Origin of the sequence: Pseudomonas sp. DD1 (assembly GCF_044510355.1) — a bacterium.
GTDB classification, from domain to species: domain Bacteria; phylum Pseudomonadota; class Gammaproteobacteria; order Pseudomonadales; family Pseudomonadaceae; genus Aquipseudomonas; species Aquipseudomonas shahriarae.
This window is the reverse complement of the sequence record NZ_MSAJ01000002.1, coordinates 115,532-133,415: the sequence shown is the minus strand read 5'-3', so window position 1 is coordinate 133,415 and position 17,884 is coordinate 115,532. Positions and strand designations below refer to the sequence as shown.

Here is a 17,884-nt window from a genome sequence, read left to right as displayed (position 1 = left end):
ATTGAGGCGTCCAGTCTATCGATAGCCGCGCGGGGCCGTGCCGAGAAACGCCTATCCCTTCAACTCACCCGCCCGATTGCTGGCGGCGTCATCATACGCCACATACAACGGCTCAGCGATCTGGCTTCTGATGGCTTTGGTCGATTCAAGTGCCAATACAACCCCCCTCAGCCTTGCTGACTGCACGATTGAGCTCTTTATGAGAGCAAGCGCCAGTGATGGCGTCGAGCTGCTTGGCCGGTTAAGGCTTGCTCGTGCAGTCATTTTACTAGCCCGAGCATCAGTCTCTACTTGTAACAACGCCACACTAACCGAAAAATCACCGCATATTAAAAATCAATTTTTCTGCCGCCGATCTGAGTTTCCATATCATTCTGACCAGCAATGATAGCCGACGCGCTAATTGCATTTTGATTAGCCCAATCACGAAGTTTTATAAACTCATCCTTACGCATTTTGCTCATGGGTACTAAACGCGAAATAGTAGTTTCAAAGTCAACCATACTCAGATCGCTTAGATCATCAGAGCCATTTATCCGCCGCGAGAACGCTTCAATCAGGGAGTCTCCAACCCAAGCTTCGATTTCAGCACCAGATAGCACAACGTCTTTCCCAAAATTCGACTCGCCCCCCAAAGCAGACAATCGATCCAAATCAAATTTTTCTGGGTCACGTTTCAATTTTTTCAAATGTATTTCAAGAATCTTCTTTCTTTCTAATGTCGACGGAAAATCAACAAAAAATATTTCGTCGAATCGCCCCTTTCTCAATAACTCCGGAGGTAAGCTGTTGATGTTGTTAGCGGTAGCAAACACAAAAACAGGCGCCGTCTTTTCCTGCATCCAAGTTAACAGTGTGCCGAATACGCGTGTAGCCGTTCCACCATCAGATGCCCCTCCGGAAGAACCGGAAAGTCCTTTTTCAATTTCATCGATCCATAGGATGCAGGGCGAAACAGCTTCGGCAGTGCGTAGTGCGGAACGAATATTGGACTCTGAAGAACCAACCACCCCTTGGAAAATTTTCCCCATGTCCAAACGTAATAAGGGCATATTCCATGACGACGATACGCATTTCGCTGTTAAAGACTTACCGCAACCGGGAACGCCAGTTAAGAGCAAACCCTTCGGAGTTCCAACACCGAATTCCTGAGCAGTCTGCCCAAAACACTGGCTACGCAAGTGGAGCCATTTCTTAAGAGTTGCCAGGCCTCCAACATCTTCAAGACTCACCTTTGAGTCAATGTATTCCAAGATACCTGTTTTTCGTATGATTTGTTTTTTTTCGGAAAGCAAATCTTTTACAGTATTTTCATTTACACTCAGACTGGATACCAATGAGCGAGATAAGCTATTGTCAATTTCCAACCCCGTGAGGCCCAATGCAGCATCAATGAGTTTCTCTTTGGTTTCGGCAGAAAGATCAATCTTAACGCTACTATTTCCTTGCCATGAATTAACAAAGCTATTTATCTGATCCTTAACCTCATCTCTTGATGGCAAAGGAAAATCAATCAACGTGATTTCCTTTTGAAGATCGTTGGCAACTTCAAAGCTGGGTGCCACGATAATGCAATTGCTTCGATATCCGCGTGAGCGAATATTTATGGCTAAATCTCGAAGTCGACGCCGATAGACAGGATTTGAGCTTGAGGCAAGGTAGTTATGAGCATCACAAAAAACAAAAATATTTTTGCTGCCCTCCTCCTTCGCCTTTTCTTCGCAAAAGTCCAAAGCCATTTTCAAATCAAAGGTTTTATCCCCAGAAACGACGCCATTTATCTGGACACCTACCGTCGAGTTCCAAACGAACAACCGATGGCTAAGAGTCTTAGCGATTTCAGAAATTTCACTGAGTGCACGTTCCTCCTCGAAAGTTTCAATGACCAAAATCGCATAACGCGCCTTGAGGTAATCTGTTATTTGCTTGGTACGATTCATGCCTATTATCCCTATTCTTGAACTGAGTTATACATGCATCGGAAGACCAGTTTTGGTAACACCAGAACTTGAAACAACAAACTCGACAACTCTTCCAATACGGAAAAAGTCAACATCGACCCTGTCGCTAGCTTTGATAATCTGCTTGTGCTGATAGGGATGTTTCGCGTTATGCCGATACCGACCAGCCAACGTCATGTCAACGGCTTTAACTACTCGGATCATGGCCTCATTCTGGAATATCTCTTTTGGCGTATAGCCTGTATAAAGTATCCAGTTTTTCTCACCATTGACGGCATGTATTAATTGCTCCAAGGCTGGCGCTTGGTCGAGGGGCTCCCCCCCAGAGAGGGTGACGCCAGCGATGTCCAGTGCATTTATCTTCTGTGCCAACTCATGAATAGACATCAACGTACTCGCTTCGCGAGCATGGGTTCCCTGATTGAAGCACCCCTTACAATTCAGCGCACAGCCTTGCACCCATAATGTCAAGCGCAACCCAGGGCCGTTAACGCTGCTCAACTCCATATGGTGTACATTTATTTCCATTTATAAATTCGCGCTGAGAATTTGAAGGGTTTGTTCTTCATGGACGACGGTATACTCCGGCTTCCACTCAGTCACAAGTTCCGTAGTTGGGCTAGAAAGTAGAGATTCGAGCTCTTCAGTAAGCTTTGTACAAATATCACCTTTCACGCCATACACTTCCTCCGTAATCTCATTGCCCGTAAAGGTGACATGAATACCGTATTCGTAGTTAGATCCAAATTCAATCTCGAATCCTTGAAAAGTTTCTTTCACTCTTGCTGGGACACCTGATGCGTCTATGCGTTTGATGGTTTCATCGATGGCTACGCTGATATACGCTTTCTGAAAGTTTAAAGCCAGGTCAGCCATTATCGCTTCATCGTCGGCCGAAATCACTCCCCGCTCAATGAGAAGCTTGTAAGAGCCCTCCTCAATTTGGCAAACAAATAAATTGAATTTATCAGCCGTTTGGCCACAAATAGCTCTAAATTGCTGCTTGCCCATATAACCTATTTTGCCCAACACCTTTTTACTGAAGTCGCTGGCAAATACGGAAACCAGATCAGTCGTTGGGTTAATGCCCATTTTACCGAAAGCTTTGGCAATGGCCTCTTCATTAACATAAGAAAATTCAAACTTTGTACAATGAGACATTGTTAAAGCTCCAACCTGCGACCGGGAACAATTTCTTCAGCGTTCTGTATAGCAACTAATACGTCAGAGACAACCTCAATATTGCGCATAGGTGCCACGGATGCAAGCGTAGCCTCAGATGCAACATTTTTTCTGACCTCAGTTGAAGTTCCAGGGTTGGCAACCACCCGACGTCTTTGTACAGCTTGTGATGCGCCACTACCACAAAGAAGACTTGTATCAATCGCTTCCAATAGCCTTCTGATTACTAGAATGGGATTTGATGTTAGCTTTTCATATAGGCCAATGCGCAACAACGCATCAAATCCATCATTGAATTGTAGTTTAACAAAGTAATTTTTATTTTCGTCACCGATGATACCAATGCGCGAGACTTGATTAAGGTCCCGCGACAGCTTGCTCCAACAATATCCATCAAACGACGCCACAATTAATTTTGTCGCTGTTGCGGCAAAAGCATTGCTACCCACTTGAAACCCGTCAGCATCAAAATCCTGGTAGCTGACTAGAACTTTCTCCCCGACAGGAATCCCCAAAGCACTCGCTAAATATTCATTTGCTGAATAATCGACATCTGCGTGAAATTTTAAGCTTTTTGACAAAGTATAAAGACTAAAGGCACCGCCAACCCCATAGCATATTGCACTCAGCACGTCTTTTGATGCTAGGACTACAAAAGCCACGACAACAAAAGCAATGATTCCGTAACCGTATTTTATAGCTGCCTTTGTACTGAGCTTTTTATTTCTATAACCCCGAAATGTTTTGCCGGGAATATACTTTTTTGAAGGTGCAAATAGTAAGGCACACACACCAAAAAAAACCAGACAGATAAGCCCCATTACAGCTTGGCGATTTTGCCCATTTTGCAACCCTTCGAGAAACATCCAAGCACCTATAACGATGAAAGCAGGTAAGGAGGCCAGTACTGCAAATCCCGCCGCCTTACCTTTGGTGATCATCAGCATTTTCCACATCGGGATAGTTTTTATCATTCATAAACCTTCTAGAGTCGGTGCAGAAGCGCGTAGTGTGAGGATGACTGTAGAACTACTCTTTGGTCTATGCTACATGATGATCTTTGGTTTATCACGCCTCCTAAGATGCTTCCAGACCTGAAGAAAACCTCCTAACTAGAGATAGCAAATCAGTGCGGGTCGCAGAAACGGTCCCGAATTTCAGGCAATAAAAAACTCCGTAGACGTTAATCTACGGGGCTTTCAAGAATGGAGACCGAGGTCGGAATCGAACCGGCGTAGGCCGATTTGCAATCCGATCTGGAAACGTAAGCGGGCTGTGACCTGTAGAGATATTTACTTCCGAAACCAGCACAAAAAATCCCCTCTGGAGACCGCGTAGAATGCGGTCTATCTTCTTTATTTGGGAACTGATTTGCCCCTCCCCTAGCGTCCTGCCGACCGAACACAACCCACCACCAAGCAACCCAACTGCTACGCTGTTCACTCCAAGGAGGAACACCGATGCCGAACTCAGACCTGCTCCCTTACCTGGTGCACCGTCGCCCAGATCGCCTGAAATAGAAGGAGGCGCAGACGGAGGATCACTGGACCCAGGTCGAAGAGCTTGGGTGAGCCTGACTGGCGGCCATGGTGCTGATCGGATTCATGAGACCACTACACACTCTTTCAGGCGTGGATGGCGTCACCCAGTACCTAACCGAGCCAGAGCAGAAACGATGCGGGCCCCCCTTCCCTATGCAGGACGATGAAGCAATACCGAGGGCATGGCAGCGTCCCCCACCTATCCGCGTACTTAAATCGGCACCTTCTACTGCATTGCAAACCTTCCTCGCCTGCTTATAATTAAGATCAATTCTTATCCGCATCTTGTAACTAGGAAGATCTAGGTGTCCTACCCTCAGTCTCCCGAATCCTCCCCCCAGGATGATATGCATGCGCTCTATCGCGACCACAGCCAATGGCTTCAGGGCTGGATTCGTCGGCGCCTAGGTGATGCAGATCGTGCCGCGGATATCACCCAGGACACGTTCTTGCGCCTGATCAGCAGCGCACTGCGCCAGCCAGTGAGAGAGCCGCGCAGCTTCCTGGCCACGGTGGCCCGAAGGGTGATGATCGACCAATTGCGCCGACGCAATCTGGAGCAGGCCTACCTTGAGTTTCTGGGCAGCCAGCCGCTCCTCGAGGAGTGCTCCCCCGAACAGCGCCTACTGATGCTGGAAACCCTGATGCAACTGGATGCCATGCTCGACGGCCTGGGCCAGAAAGTGCGAGATACCTTCCTGTACGTACAGCTCGATGGCCTGAGCTACCCTGAGGTCGCGCAGCGCCTCGGGGTGTCCGTCAGCTCGGTGACCAAGTACATGGCCAAGGCGACAGAGCGGTGCCTGCTGTTCGCTTTCGATGCGCAACTATGAATCCTTCCGATCAACGTAAAGCCCTGCGCGAGGCGGCGCAATGGCATGCGCGCCTCCACGCGGCGCGTGACTGTGCGGATAACCGCAGGCAGTGGCAGGTCTGGCTCGATCAGTCGCCGTTGCACGGTTGGGCGTGGGAGCGCCTTGAGCGGTTGCAAGCAGATCTTGCCGGTGTTCCCGGTCCGCTGGCACGGCACACCCTTGTCGCAGGCCATGGGGAACTGGGGCGGCGTACGCTACTCAAGGGCCTGGTGCTGGGTCTTGGCGTTTCAGGGGCTGTCTGGACGGGTTATCGCCACTCGCCGGTTTGGTTGGCCGACGTGCGCACCATCAAGGGCGAACGCCGCAGCCTGACCTTGGAGGACGGTACGCGGCTGACGCTCAATACAGATTCTGCCGTCGATATCCGCTACAGCGCAGACCAGCGGCTGATAGAACTGGTCGAGGGAGAGATTGCCGTTTACACCGCTAGCGACCCACGCCCGTTGCGCGTGCACACGGTGCATGGCCGAATGCGCGCCCTCGGTACCCGCTTCAACGTGCGCCTGCATGCAGACCGCACAGAGCTGATCGTCATCGAACACGCTGTCGCGGTGCACAACGCCGCAAGCGAACACGAAGTGCGGGTCGATGCTGGCATGGCCCTGACCTTCAACAGCGGGCCGCTATCCGAGCCCCGTGCGGCTGACCTTGCTAGCACTGAGTGGCGCGAAGGTCAGTTGGTGTTGGACGGCTGGCCGCTGCGCCGCGCTCTGGCCGAACTCCAGCGTTACCGCCCGGGCGTGTTGAGCTGTAGTGACGATGTGGCGCAGCTGCGTCTCGCCGGGGTGTACCCGTTGGATGACACCGACCGCGCACTGGTGGCAATCGCCGGGGCGCTAAAGCTGAAGGTCAATACCTGGACGCGCTATTGGGTCAGGCTCACCCCGGCCGCTTAAACAAAACGAATGAAAAAAATTCTCAGTTGCATTGTCGGATTGGCCACTCTCGTACGAGCTCTTCTGAAAACCGCCCAAACAGGCATTTTAAGGAGCTGTCATGTCTAGAGCGACAATCTACCCACACGCGCGCCGAAAACACCTCCCCCCCCTGCTGCTTGGCAGCGCCATAGCGCTGCAGGTGGGGATGCTGGCCCCGCTGCTGTCAACGGATGCCCAGGCCCATGCCGAACAGGTCAGCCGCGTTTACGACATTCCCCCGGGGCCGTTGGTAGCAACCTTGAACCGCTTCGCCCGCGAGGCCGGGGTGCTGCTGTCGTTTGATGCGACGCTGACCCAGGGACAACAGAGTCGCGGGCTAAAAGGTCGCTTCAGCACCGAGCAGGGGTTTGCCCAACTGCTGGCTGGTAGCGGGCTGGAAGCTCTGCTGGTGGGTAACAATTGGGTGCTTGCGCCTCAGGCGCAGGCCGGTTCAGCGCTGCAACTGGATGCAACCAGCATCACCGGCCAAAGCTTGAGCGTCACCACAGAAGGCAGTGGTTCCTACACCACCGGCGCAACTGCCGCCGCCACACGCCTGGACCTGAGCCTGCGCAAGACTCCACAGTCAATCAGCGTAGTGACACGCCAGCAGATGGACGACCAGAACCTGCAAAGTGTTTCCGATGTCCTGAAGCAAACCCCTGGCATCACCGTCAACCAGGAAAGCTCCGAGGCCTTCACTTTCTATTCGCGCGGTTTCAAGCTGGATAACTTCCAGTTCGATGGCGTGCCCAGCCTGTCCTCGGACGGCGGCTCATTGCGCGACAACTACAGTATCGGCAACAGCCTGATCTATGACCGAGTCGAAGTGCTCAAGGGTGCGACCGGCCTGGTCAACGGCTCCGGCAATCCTTCGGGGGTCATCAACCTGGTGCGCAAGCGCCCGACTGCCGAGGCGCAGGGCCATATCAGTGTCGGCGCAGGCTCCTGGGATAAATACCAGGCCGATTTTGACTTCGCCGGGCCGTTGACCGACAGCGGCAATATCCGTGGCCGCATGGTCGCGGGTACGCAGTCGCAGCGCAGTTATGTCGATTACCTGACCGGCGAACAAAATACCTTCTACGGTGTGCTGGAAGCCGACTTGAGCGAGAAAACCCTGCTCACACTCGGCCATGACGTACAGAAAAACTATGACAACGGCAGCACCACCGGTGCCCTGCCCGCGTTCTTTATGGATGGCCGCAGGGCCAAGTTCGATCGTGACACCAACGCTGCCGATCGCTGGACCTGGCGCAATCAGGAAACCCAGCGCACTTTCGTGGAGTTGGCCCACAGCTTCGACAACGACTGGGTCCTCAAGGGGGTCGCCAGCAGCCGCGACTACCGTTCGAGGGAGCTGATCTCGGGCATCAGCAGTGAGGCCATTCAGGCCGACGCAAGCATCTCCCACGGCTTCATCGCCGGCAACGTCGACCGCGCCAGCGGCTATGTGAACAACAGCGGCACCGCGAGCAAGTTCAACACTACCAGCAAGGAAAAAGGCCTGGACCTGTATGCCCGCGGCCCGTTTTCGCTGGGTGGTCGCATGCACGAAGCCGTATTCGGCTACAGCATCGCCCATACCGAATCCACGTCCAAGCGCCACGACGGGGTTACCAATGGCATCATCAACGATGTATTCCAATGGGATGGCTATGGCGATACACCGAGGGACTTCGAATGGTGGTCGACCTTCAATATCGAAGCACGGCAGAAAGTCGGGTTCGCGGCCACCATCCTTAAACCGACCGACGCGCTGGCAGTGATCCTGGGCGCCCGTATCGTCGACTACAAATGGGACATCGACACGATCAACGCCATCGGTCGCCGCCTTCCGGCCAGCGCCACCAACTCCAGCGAAGTCGTGCCTTATGCCGGCATCACCTACGATCTGGACGCCTACCACACGGCCTACGCCAGCTACACCGACATCTTCAAACCGCAGGCCTACAGCCTCGGCCCGGACGGTAAACCTATCGACCCACTCTCCGGCGAAAGTCATGAGGTCGGCATCAAGGGCGCCTACTTCGACAACCGCCTAAATGCCAGCATGGCGCTGTTCGAGCTCAAGCAGGACAACTTCGCCGTACCCACCGGCGGTAGCACACCGAGTGGTAGCAGTGCCTATCGAGCAGAGAAAGGCGTCACGACTCGCGGCGTCGAGCTGGAGGTGAACGGCGAACTGATGAATGACCTGCAGGTGATGGCAGGCTACACCTTTGCCGAGTCCCATAACGCGGATGACCGGCGCGTGGCCACCAACCAGCCGCAGCACCTGCTCAAGATGGCAACCAACTACCGCTTGCAGGGCGATTGGCACAAATTCACCGTGGGCGGCAATGCCTACTGGCAGAGTTCGACGTTCTTTAAGCCAAGCGACGAGGATTGGTACGAGATCAAAGACCCCACCGCCAAATTCGAGCAGAAGTCTTACGCACTGGTGGGGCTGGTTGGCGGCTATGATGTCACCCGCGACCTGAAGGCGACTCTCAACGTCAACAATCTGTTCGACAAGCACTACTACAGTGGTATTGGCAATTACGGCACAGTGTTCTGGGGGGCGCCGCGCAACGTGATGTTCAATGTGAAATACAGCTTCTAGGCGGTTTCTCGGTAGTACGCTTACCCCCTGGGCCAAGGCGCCGGGGGTACGACGAGTACGTTCAGGCCTGGGAAAATTTAGCTCAAGCGCTTGAGGCCACGCCGAAAACACTTTTGAATCGCCCCTTATTTCATCGACGCGTTCAATTGTCTGACTTTTGCCAATTAGCCTGTTCTGAATGACGGAAGCGGGTCATAAGCCGCCTGACCCGATCGGCGGCTTTTGGCCGAATGCGGCCCCTCATGACAGACAGCAATCGGCCGAGGCCGTGTAAAAACGTTTTTGAGCGCGCCAGGTGCTCAAAACCGGACTGGAAATCGCGTTTCTACGCGAAATCCACATCTGCAGACGTGCCGATAAATTTCAGATTTAACGTAGACGCGCACACTTCAATTTTGGCGAAGCGTTTTTACACACTCTGGGCCAGAAGCGTTCATCTAAGTTGCGCGCTATCCGGAATGACTTAGGCCTCGACGTTAAACCTGCTCAACAATGCGGCACCGTCAGTGACACCAAGAATCTGATCGATTGCAGCGATTTTAAAGCTTGCCTTGGCGATCTGAAAATCTGCGTTGTTGTATGCAGCCTCCGCCTCATTGTGGAGCGCATAGGCCATATGTGCCGCGACACGGACACTCATAGGAGCATCTACATCTCTGCCCAGGTAATCGGCAAGCAATGTCCTGATCTCAAGCAGTGCGAGCGCGAGTAGCTTGGTCTGGTCAGTCTGCATAAAGTGATCCCGGATTCTAAAAGCGAGAGTGCTAGCGGATTCGTGAGGTTACATAAACTCTTGGTCAGTCAAAAGCGGACGCTAATGAACGGAAATGCTTAACTATTAACCGATTAAAGACCTGATGCCCACAAATTCGTATCCTGAATGTAGAACTTGTCACTTTTCTCCTTTGCCCGTGTTGAGCTACTGGCACTCGGCTCAAGACTCGTGGATTACATACGACGAGGGACGGCCTGCGACACAGGTGGCGTAAAAAATTTATCATTTGTATCGCCCACTTCTAGTTAGGTGTTGAGACTATGCGCATCCAAGATCATAAATTGGCGTGGCGCTGGACCGATCCAGCGTATGCCGTGTTGCCAAATAAAGTCCTCGCGCAAATGCACTCAGTGACCTCCGATGAGGCGAAGGCGTTGTATAAGCGGGCGCAAGGGTTCATGGGTAATCACGGCCTGAGCACCGAGCTACGTCCTGAAATGGTCAGCGCCGAAGAGGCCGCCTCGGAGGCCGGTTCCAATTGGCTGAAGCAACATCAGCCACATTTAGAGCAGCCAGTATCGCTTTCTTGGGATTCAGAGACCGCGCTGCGTACAACCTGGGGAGTGTTCATTTCATACTGGCCGGAGTTCTGCTATCCGGCTTCAGACAATCTGGTCGTGTTTCCAGAGTCAGAGGCGTGGATGCTCTTGTACCATCATGAGCGTGAGTTTCACTTTGGTAGACGAGCCGCCAAAGCCTAGCCAGTTGTTCCAACTGAGTACTCCGCCGCCGCTTTACTCCAACGCAGGATTCCACGCATGCATCACATGAAAAAGGCAATTGTTGTACTGGCAATCACGGGCCACATCGCAGGGTGCCAAACCTCCAGGCCGCCAAGCTCCTTTGAACAAACTCTGGCCAAAGTCCAATGCATACTTTTTGAGGGCGTAAAAAGCCCCACTGCAGAAGATGTTCAATACATTCGTAAAGCCAGCGATGACGGCAACGTGCGTTGTAAGATCGCGCTCGGCGGTTTGTACGAATCCGGCCGTGGCGGTCTGCCACAAGATTTTGGCAGGGCCAAATCGCTCTATGAATCCGTCGCTGCCGTAGATGGCGTCGGTAACGAGAGACTGGCGCGCATGGCCGAAGAGGGCCATGGGCAAGCACGCAACGACGTGGAAGCGCGACGGCTTTATCAGTTGGCGCTGACCAACAGCGACAGCGATAAAAGTAAACTCGCATTGGCCAGATTGATGGAGGAAGGCCGCGGTGGCCCGCAGGATTTGTTCGGGGCAATGATGTATTACGTGGAAGCCAGCCAACATTCCGGCGATGTTGCCTGGAAGGGCATTCAGCGGATCCGCTCTCAAGGGTTGGTGCTGACGGCTGCACAGACACAGCGCTACAACGACGTCTGGAGCGATACCAGCCGCAAGAGTCTAAACCGTACGACATTGGACATCGAGATTGCCTTGAACAAGCAATTCAAACGCGGCAGCGCCAGCAAACCGGTGACGCTGCAAGTGCAAGGCAAGCCGGGTTCAAATGTGCCGAAAATCGCATTGATAGAAAGCTCGGGCAACGCCGACGTAGACCAGGCCGTCGTCAAGGCATTCGGTAAATACCGCATTCCTGCCGAACCAACATTGCAAGCAGGCCAGGACTCCTGGTCTTCCGAGCGGTCCATCAAAGTCGGCTTGAATTGAAGCGCTAGCGCCGTTTACCTAGACCGAAAAGGAGACGGATTTATTTGTTTCTTAAGTCCGCTGTCGCTTAAATGAACCCGCCTTCTTTTGCCTTTAGGTTGATGTCGCTCGCTTGTGCATGAAGCTGGAAAAGGCGTTCTGCGGGAAAGGGGCCGGGGTGGATGTTGACGCATAATGCCCGGCCGCTCCTTTTACTTCGCTGTAGAGACTTCTTTTGCGTAGGCCTGACAGGCTCGCCGCGCGATCAATCCTTGATCGCCGCTGTCGGTAATGGCGATAATTCGTTGAGCATGCGCTGGGGCAAGTTGGGCTCGACGGGCTGCATGAACCACGCCGACGCCGCCGGTGGTGGCAGGCACGTTGAAGTCACTGGCTGAATCCGTGGCCTCGAGAAGGACTGACAGCCGCACATCAGCAGTAGCAAGGCGGTCACGCAGGAGAGCCTGGCGGCGTTGAGCATCGGAAAGTTCTCGGGTGTGTTGTTGATCGGATGTGGCCAGCGTCTGCTCCAGGTCCAGGCGCCCGCCCTGCTCAACGCTCACCTGATTGGCGGCGGCCGCGCTGACGGCAGCCAGTTCGCCCTGGTGCAGGCCGACCTGCTCGGACAGCCTCTTGCCCGTGCGCCATTCCTGCACCTGCCAGGCGGAGCCGGCGGCGCTGGCCATCAGCACCAGGATCAGCACCATCAGCCCGGCCAGCTTCTGCACGGGCGTCATCACGGCACATCCTTGAAAAAAACGTGATGCCCGAAGCGCAACGTCTGCTTGGCCTTCGCCGCCCAGGCCGGAGCCTTGGGCATCGTGGTTGCGTAGTAGTGCGTGGCCCCGCCGGTTGGATCCGGTATTGATCAGCTCCGCTTCGCTCCGGACGCCATGGACGAAAAGATCAAGGCTGCCGAGGCAACGCCAAAACGCGAGGTTTGGCGAGTCTGTCGTGGCAGCGTATGCGTGGGCAACTACCCAGAGGATCAGTACGAAAAAGCAGCCGACCACCTGCTGCACATCTTCAAACCGAAATTCATGGAAGAGGCAGCGGGCTACGTGAAGAAGCCCTACGGCACCGAGACGTTCCGCCGCGAACTGCCAAGCATCGAGATCAATGCGAGTTACCCAGTTCGAATACGACACCGAGTGGCTCCCCTCCAAATCCTAAACCACCTTCTGCTGCCCAGCGCAGCAAGAACGGGGATGCGCGTGTCTCAACAAATGCTGCGTAACAGATGGGACGACGCCCGAGAAGCTGCTCGCTCTTTGGCCGCCAGTGAGGGACGAGTTGATGACGCGGAGAAGATCCAACAGTTTCAGTTCAAGGATATCCGACCGAAGGCGGCATCCGAAATTACAGATATCGCAGACGCCAGCCTCCTGCTCGGGCACTCGGAGCAGGAGATCACCAAGCGCGTTTACCGGCGCATCGGTGCGGTCGCGCAGCCTTCAAAATGAGATAGTTTCGGAACTCCACTCTCTAAAGTTTCGGAACTCCAGCACTTTCCTACAGGCAATAAAAAACCCCGTAGACGTTAATCTACGGGGCTTTCAAGAGTGGAGGCCGAGGTCGGAATCGAACCGGCGTAGGCGGATTTGCAATCCATAAATATCCTGTTATTTATCAACCAGTTACGAACAAATCAATTCCGCATCGTCAATATTTACACGGCGCTGGAGCCCTTTGAAATCGGGCGGTTCAATTTTAGTTGCGGAACTGATTTCCTACGCTTGGTCGCCTACAGTCGAGCCCCCCTGGCTCGTCATCGCAAACCTTTATTACACAGGCCCATGGATGGGGATTCGAACCCCTTCCAATCCACCTTTAGTCTGCTATGGACCATAAAAACGGGCCTACAAGCTCGTTTCCAATGGCTTAACGCGGCCTATGGCGGCCCTGAATATGCCCTAGCGGATCGCCCTCTAGCTAACATAAGGGAACTGATTTACGCGCCTCAGTATTTGTATATAAACACAGTATCAATGAGGCTCAGCTATGACTGGAAAACTCGTAGACCTGAATAAAGCTCGCAGCCTGAAACAGGACGAATTTAATTTTAGAGCGTACGACGGAAGCTTTTTTGTAGCTGCTCAAATCGCACAGCGCAACGCCCCTCCTTGTACACGACCACTCCTCGTTCTAGTCAGACTCACTATGCCCCTTGTTCGTGGTGCCGCTTCCCAACCGCTAAAAACCGGAGTAACGTAATATACATTACAAATTATATAGCTATCTCTACATGAATAATTGGCTAGCTCTCATTCTTGGCTTACCTACTGCCAATGCCACCGAACGCATGCGAGCTTGGCGTGCGTTGAAAGCTTCGGGGGCTGCGGTTCTGCGCGATGGCGCGTATCTACTGCCAGACATTGGCGCCTGCCGTGAGGTATTGACGTCTGTCGAGCGCGATATCCTCGCCATCAATGGCACGGCCTACGTTCTGCCGGTTGTCGACCCCGGCGGTGAGCGCTTCGTCAAGTTTTTCGACCGTAGTGATGACTACGGCAAGCTTGGTGCGGAGATCGAAGAATGCCGTGGACAGCTGAATGCTGACAATGCGCTGGCGACGACGAAACAGATCCGCAAGCTGCGCAAAGCCTACGATCAGATAGCGAGCATCGATTACTTCCCAGGTGAACCAAAGTACCAAATTGATTCGGCTCTGCAGGAGTTAGAGACGGCAGTCAGTAGAGCCCTGTCGCCGGATGAGCCACACAGCTGTAATCAACCGATATCGGTACTCAATCTCAGCGATTATCAGGGCCGTATCTGGGCAACGCGCAAACGTCCCTGGGTCGACCGGCTCGCCTGTGCCTGGTTGATCCGCCGCTTCATCGACCCGCAAGCTCAGATCCTCTGGCTGAGCACTCCACAGGACTGCCCAGTCGACGCCTTGGGGTTTGATTTTGATGACGCAACCTTCAGCCATGTTGATAACCGCGTCACCTTTGAAACCCTACAAGTCAGTTTTCAAATCCAGATACAAGGTCTAGGTCGCATTGCTGCCCTTGTGCATTACCTCGATATCGGGGGCATTCAACCGGTGGAGGCTGCCGGCATCGAACGTGTACTGGCAGGGCTACGAGAAACCATTACCGACGACGACCAGCTGCTGGCTGCCGCGAGTGCCATTTTCGACGGTCTGCTCGCCGGTTTTGTGAAAGAGGAGCAGCCCAATGAGTAAAGTTATGGCACCAGCGGTTGAAGCGGATCCGTTGAGGCCTGAACAGATTAGTCTGCGCGAGGCGTTCTGGTTCTGGTTGAAGCTCGGCTTCATTAGCTTCGGCGGGCCTGCGGGCCAGATCTCGATCATGCACCAGGAGTTGGTGGAGCGGCGACGCTGGATTTCAGAACGCAGATTTCTGCATGCCCTCAATTACTGCATGTTGTTGCCAGGGCCCGAGGCTCAGCAACTGGCGACTTACATTGGTTGGCTGATGCATCGGACCTGGGGAGGCGTGATCGCCGGTGCGCTGTTTGTGTTGCCCTCATTGTTCATCTTGATCGCGCTTTCGTGGATGTACATCGCGTTTGGCGAAGTACCCGTGGTAGCCGGACTCTTCTACGGCATCAAGCCCGCCGTGACGGCCATCGTGGTGCAGGCGGCGCATAGAATCGGCTCTCGGGCACTGAAGAATAATTGGCTGTGGGCGATAGCAGCGGCTTCATTTGCCGCGATCTTTGCATTCAATGTTCCGTTCCCGTTGATCGTCTTAGGGGCAGCATTGATTGGATATCTTGGCGGGCGATTGGCACCTGAGAAGTTCAGAACCGGTGGCCATAGCGCCGCCAAAAAATCCTTCGGCCCGGCTTTAATCGATGACGACACGCCGTCCCCTGAACATGCTCGGTTCAGCTGGTTGAAATTGGCCTCACTCGCACTGATTGGTGCCGTGCTATGGGCTTTGCCGATGGGTGTTTTGACCGCACTCTTTGGGTGGGAAGGAACCCTGACCCAGATGAGCTGGTTCTTTACCAAAGCTGCATTGCTGACCTTCGGCGGGGCTTATGCCGTACTGCCGTATGTCTATCAAGGCGCAGTCGGTCACTATGGCTGGCTAACCCCGACACAGATGATCGACGGCCTTGCGCTGGGGGAAACCACGCCAGGGCCGCTGATCATGGTGGTGGCTTTCGTCGGCTTCGTCGGGGCCTATGTCTCGCAAGTGTTCGGGGCTGATCAGGTGTTTCTGGCCGGAGCTGTCGCAGCTGCCCTGGTGACCTGGTTCACCTTTTTACCCTCATTCCTGTTCATCCTTGCGGGTGGCCCTCTGGTTGAGTCGACCCACGACGAACTCAAGTTCACTGCACCGCTTACCGCCATCACCGCCGCCGTAGTTGGGGTGATCCTCAATCTGGCGTGCTTCTTCGGGTATCACGTGCTTTGGCCGAAAGGCTTCAGCGGTAACCTCGACTGGCCCTCTGCATTGATCGCCATCGCAGCGGCAATAGCATTGTTCCGCTTCAAGCGCGGCGTCATTCAGGTACTGATGGCCTGTGCGCTCGCTGGTCTAGCAGTACATCTGTTGCGCTAGCTATCACGAGCGGATTAAACAGCGTCCGTCAGACACCAACGCCCCTTCAGATCTGAAGCGACCAGCTCACACCAAAGCCCAGCCTGACGCTGGGCTTTTGCCATTTAATGGCAGTGGTAGTCGTTGGTTTTATGGTTGCGATGGCAACCTTTTGAATCAGTACCGCCGCTGTGCGCGAAGGCAGCAACGGACGTAATCGAAAGTAAAGCGGCGATCAAAATGGCGGACAGTTTCATCAGGGCTTGCTCCTTGCTCATATTTTTATATCCGTGAGAGGTCTCACGCCCGGCAGCGTATGGCTAAGTGCCTTCACTGAGCAAGCTACTTCTCCGGAGACTCGATAAAAGGTCGAATGCTTATTTCTTGAGCTACTTCTAGCTCTGGTTTAGGATGAATTCATATCCCCCTAGGGGGGATACAAATTCATCTGAAAACGAGAATCTCGGAGTTCTTTTATCTTCGGGAAATCTCAGTAACCAGATAGTCGTACGCGCTTCCTTTTGAGATTTCTCATGCTGAAAATCCTAGCCAACCGGACCTATCGCCATCTTTTCCTGGCTCAGGTGATTGCACTCGTAGGGACTGGCCTTGCCACCGTCGCGCTCGGTTTACTGGCGTTCGATCTAGCAGGCGCCCAAGCAGGTGCCGTTCTCGGCACGGCGTTGGCTATAAAAATGACGGCCTATATTGGCGTAGCGCCCATTGCAGCGGCTTTTGCAGAGCGCCTGCCTCGCAGAGCCATGCTGGTCGCGCTGGATCTGGTGCGGGCGCTGGTCGCGCTTGCTCTCCCGTTTGTGACCGAGATTTGGCAAATCTACGTGCTGATTTTCGTCCTTCAGTCCGCATCGGCAGCGTTCACTCCAACGTTCCAAGCGACCATTCCAGACATCCTGCCGGATGAAGACGACTACACCCGTGCCTTGTCGCTATCGCGTCTGGCTTACGATCTCGAAAGTGTCGCGAGCCCGATGCTCGCTGCCGCGCTCCTGACGGTGATCAGCTTCCACAACCTTTTCGCCGGCACGGTCATCGGCTTCCTCGCTTCTGCCGCCCTAGTCGCCACGGTGTTGTTGCCAAAGGCGAAGCAAGTACCACGACGCAGCATCTATGAAAGAACTACCCGTGGCATGCGCATATTCCTAGCGACGCCCCGCCTGCGAGGGCTGCTGGCTCTCAACCTTACGGTAGCGGCTGCCAGTGCCATGGTCATCGTCAACACCGTGGTGCTGGTTCAGTCGCGCTTCGCTCTGCCCCAAAGCTCAACGGCATTGGCGCTGGCTGCGTTTGGTGGTGGTTCCATGATCTCGGCCCTGGTCTTGCCTCGCCTGCTGAAAAATATCAACGACCGAACGGCCATGTTGTTTGGCGGAGGAATACTGGTCGTAGGCTTGGCCGTTGGCATCAACCTGACCACCTACAACTTCCTGCTGCCGTTGTGGATGGTGCTCGGGGTGGGCTATTCGCTGGCTCAGACTCCGAGCGGTCGCCTGTTGCGTCGCTCGGCACATGCCGAAGATCGCCCGGCGTTGTTTGCCGCCCAATTTGCGCTGTCCCATGCTTGCTGGTTGATTACTTATCCACTGGCGGGATGGCTGGGAGCCAACATCAGCCTCACGGCGTCGTTTGTTGGCCTCGCCGTGGTGGCAGGCGGTGCACTACTGGTCAGCATCGTGATCTGGCGCCCAGCTCATGATCAGGAGTCGATCAAACACACCCATGAGAATCTGCCGGGCGATCACGCGCGCATCGACGGCCAGGACGGTGTGGATCACGAACACCCATACGTGATCGATGATCAGCATCGCCGATGGCCCAACAGATGATCGTGAGTTCCTAGGGCTTGCTAAAGCTGGTGACCG

15 protein-coding genes and 3 pseudogenes are annotated in these 17,884 nt (G+C 54.0%); 9 read left to right on the top strand and 9 right to left on the bottom strand.

Annotated elements, in window-relative coordinates; all coding sequences use genetic code 11:
- Positions 1-51: 51 nt before the first annotated feature.
- The 5 genes and pseudogenes from PSFL_RS01765 to PSFL_RS01745 all read right to left on the bottom strand — a co-directional run.
- Positions 52-235 (bottom strand): annotated as a pseudogene (locus PSFL_RS01765) (hypothetical protein); the annotation flags it as partial.
- Between the two features lie 94 nt (positions 236-329).
- A complete protein-coding gene (locus PSFL_RS01760) occupies positions 330-1,940 on the bottom strand; it encodes an AAA family ATPase (protein WP_397469628.1) in 1,611 nt (536 codons plus the stop codon).
- Between the two features lie 27 nt (positions 1,941-1,967).
- The gene (locus PSFL_RS01755; RefSeq protein ID WP_233092170.1) at positions 1,968-2,468 is read right to left on the bottom strand and encodes a 4Fe-4S single cluster domain-containing protein; all 501 of its coding nucleotides are present in this window, start codon (positions 2,466-2,468) and stop codon (positions 1,968-1,970) included.
- A 21-nt stretch (positions 2,469-2,489) separates the two neighbouring features.
- Positions 2,490-3,122, bottom strand: a complete 633-nt coding sequence (locus PSFL_RS01750; protein WP_397469627.1) for a DUF2997 domain-containing protein — start codon at positions 3,120-3,122, stop codon at positions 2,490-2,492.
- 2 nt (positions 3,123-3,124) lie between these two features.
- Positions 3,125-4,084: a hypothetical protein gene (locus PSFL_RS01745; protein WP_397469626.1), complete on the bottom strand. Its 960-nt coding sequence runs from the start codon at positions 4,082-4,084 to the stop codon at positions 3,125-3,127.
- 947 nt (positions 4,085-5,031) lie between these two features.
- On the opposite strand from PSFL_RS01745, the gene PSFL_RS01740 reads away from it, so the two are divergent.
- From PSFL_RS01740 to PSFL_RS01730, 3 genes are all read left to right on the top strand, one after another.
- The gene (locus PSFL_RS01740) at positions 5,032-5,517 is read left to right on the top strand and encodes a sigma-70 family RNA polymerase sigma factor (protein WP_397469662.1); all 486 of its coding nucleotides are present in this window, start codon (positions 5,032-5,034) and stop codon (positions 5,515-5,517) included.
- Positions 5,514-6,455, top strand: a complete 942-nt coding sequence (locus PSFL_RS01735; protein ID WP_397469625.1) for a FecR domain-containing protein — start codon at positions 5,514-5,516, stop codon at positions 6,453-6,455. The genes PSFL_RS01740 and PSFL_RS01735 overlap by 4 nt, the downstream gene beginning before the upstream one ends.
- 100 nt (positions 6,456-6,555) lie before the next feature.
- Positions 6,556-9,081, top strand: coding sequence for a TonB-dependent siderophore receptor (locus PSFL_RS01730; protein WP_397469624.1), 2,526 nt, complete (start codon positions 6,556-6,558; stop codon positions 9,079-9,081).
- A gap of 463 nt (positions 9,082-9,544) precedes the next feature.
- On the opposite strand, the gene PSFL_RS01725 is transcribed toward PSFL_RS01730, so the two are convergent.
- Positions 9,545-9,814, bottom strand: a complete 270-nt coding sequence (locus tag PSFL_RS01725) for a hypothetical protein (protein WP_115128046.1) — start codon at positions 9,812-9,814, stop codon at positions 9,545-9,547.
- 302 nt (positions 9,815-10,116) lie between these two features.
- Here PSFL_RS01725 and PSFL_RS01720 point away from each other — a divergent pair, with 302 nt between their 5' ends.
- Together PSFL_RS01720 and PSFL_RS01715 are read left to right on the top strand one after the other, a co-directional pair.
- Entirely contained in the window at positions 10,117-10,557 is a 441-nt protein-coding gene (locus PSFL_RS01720) for a hypothetical protein (protein ID WP_397469623.1), read from the top strand.
- Between the two features lie 57 nt (positions 10,558-10,614).
- Positions 10,615-11,505 carry a tetratricopeptide repeat protein gene (locus PSFL_RS01715; protein WP_115128044.1) on the top strand — a complete coding sequence of 297 codons (891 nt, stop codon included), beginning with the start codon at positions 10,615-10,617 and terminating at the stop codon, positions 11,503-11,505.
- 191 nt (positions 11,506-11,696) lie between these two features.
- Here the strand turns inward: PSFL_RS01715 and PSFL_RS01710 are convergent, their stop codons facing one another.
- Entirely contained in the window at positions 11,697-12,221 is a 525-nt protein-coding gene (locus PSFL_RS01710; protein ID WP_397469622.1) for a lysis protein, read from the bottom strand.
- Positions 12,221-12,349, bottom strand: a pseudogene (locus PSFL_RS01705) (cell wall hydrolase); the annotation flags it as partial. The pseudogene PSFL_RS01705 and the gene PSFL_RS01710, both read right to left, overlap by 1 nt.
- Positions 12,350-12,686: 337 nt before the next feature.
- Here PSFL_RS01705 and PSFL_RS01700 point away from each other — a divergent pair.
- The 3 genes and pseudogenes from PSFL_RS01700 to chrA all read left to right on the top strand — a co-directional run.
- Positions 12,687-12,947, top strand: a pseudogene (locus PSFL_RS01700) (integrase); the annotation flags it as partial.
- Positions 12,948-13,729: 782 nt separating this feature from the next.
- Positions 13,730-14,674 (top strand): chromate resistance protein ChrB domain-containing protein, encoded by a 945-nt coding sequence (locus PSFL_RS01695; protein WP_397469621.1) that lies wholly within the window; start codon positions 13,730-13,732, stop codon positions 14,672-14,674.
- Positions 14,667-16,025, top strand: a complete 1,359-nt coding sequence (chrA, locus tag PSFL_RS01690) for a chromate efflux transporter (RefSeq protein ID WP_397469620.1) — start codon at positions 14,667-14,669, stop codon at positions 16,023-16,025. The genes PSFL_RS01695 and chrA overlap by 8 nt, the downstream gene beginning before the upstream one ends.
- A gap of 104 nt (positions 16,026-16,129) precedes the next feature.
- On the opposite strand, the gene PSFL_RS01685 is transcribed toward chrA, so the two are convergent.
- A complete protein-coding gene (locus PSFL_RS01685) occupies positions 16,130-16,282 on the bottom strand; it encodes a YHYH domain-containing protein (RefSeq protein ID WP_223656464.1) in 153 nt (50 codons plus the stop codon).
- Positions 16,283-16,537: 255 nt separating this feature from the next.
- On the opposite strand from PSFL_RS01685, the gene PSFL_RS01680 reads away from it, so the two are divergent.
- Positions 16,538-17,848: an MFS transporter gene (locus PSFL_RS01680; protein WP_397469619.1), complete on the top strand. Its 1,311-nt coding sequence runs from the start codon at positions 16,538-16,540 to the stop codon at positions 17,846-17,848.
- Positions 17,849-17,884 lie beyond the last annotated feature (36 nt).

Excerpts from the sequence above, each read along its gene's own strand:
- PSFL_RS01760 (WP_397469628.1), bottom strand. The coding sequence starts at position 1,940 with ATGAATCGTACCAAGCAAATAACAGATTACCTCAAGGCGCGTTATGCG.
- PSFL_RS01755 (WP_233092170.1), bottom strand. The coding sequence starts at position 2,468 with ATGGAGTTGAGCAGCGTTAACGGCCCTGGGTTGCGCTTGACATTATGG.
- PSFL_RS01750 (WP_397469627.1), bottom strand. The coding sequence starts at position 3,122 with ATGTCTCATTGTACAAAGTTTGAATTTTCTTATGTTAATGAAGAGGCC.
- PSFL_RS01745 (WP_397469626.1), bottom strand. The coding sequence starts at position 4,084 with ATGATCACCAAAGGTAAGGCGGCGGGATTTGCAGTACTGGCCTCCTTA.
- PSFL_RS01740 (WP_397469662.1), top strand. The coding sequence starts at position 5,032 with ATGCATGCGCTCTATCGCGACCACAGCCAATGGCTTCAGGGCTGGATT.
- PSFL_RS01735 (WP_397469625.1), top strand. The coding sequence starts at position 5,514 with ATGAATCCTTCCGATCAACGTAAAGCCCTGCGCGAGGCGGCGCAATGG.
- PSFL_RS01730 (WP_397469624.1), top strand. The coding sequence starts at position 6,556 with ATGTCTAGAGCGACAATCTACCCACACGCGCGCCGAAAACACCTCCCC.
- PSFL_RS01725 (WP_115128046.1), bottom strand. The coding sequence starts at position 9,814 with ATGCAGACTGACCAGACCAAGCTACTCGCGCTCGCACTGCTTGAGATC.
- PSFL_RS01720 (WP_397469623.1), top strand. The coding sequence starts at position 10,117 with ATGCGCATCCAAGATCATAAATTGGCGTGGCGCTGGACCGATCCAGCG.
- PSFL_RS01715 (WP_115128044.1), top strand. The coding sequence starts at position 10,615 with ATGCATCACATGAAAAAGGCAATTGTTGTACTGGCAATCACGGGCCAC.
- PSFL_RS01710 (WP_397469622.1), bottom strand. The coding sequence starts at position 12,221 with ATGACGCCCGTGCAGAAGCTGGCCGGGCTGATGGTGCTGATCCTGGTG.
- PSFL_RS01695 (WP_397469621.1), top strand. The coding sequence starts at position 13,730 with ATGAATAATTGGCTAGCTCTCATTCTTGGCTTACCTACTGCCAATGCC.
- chrA (WP_397469620.1), top strand. The coding sequence starts at position 14,667 with ATGAGTAAAGTTATGGCACCAGCGGTTGAAGCGGATCCGTTGAGGCCT.
- PSFL_RS01685 (WP_223656464.1), bottom strand. The coding sequence starts at position 16,282 with ATGAGCAAGGAGCAAGCCCTGATGAAACTGTCCGCCATTTTGATCGCC.
- PSFL_RS01680 (WP_397469619.1), top strand. The coding sequence starts at position 16,538 with ATGCTGAAAATCCTAGCCAACCGGACCTATCGCCATCTTTTCCTGGCT.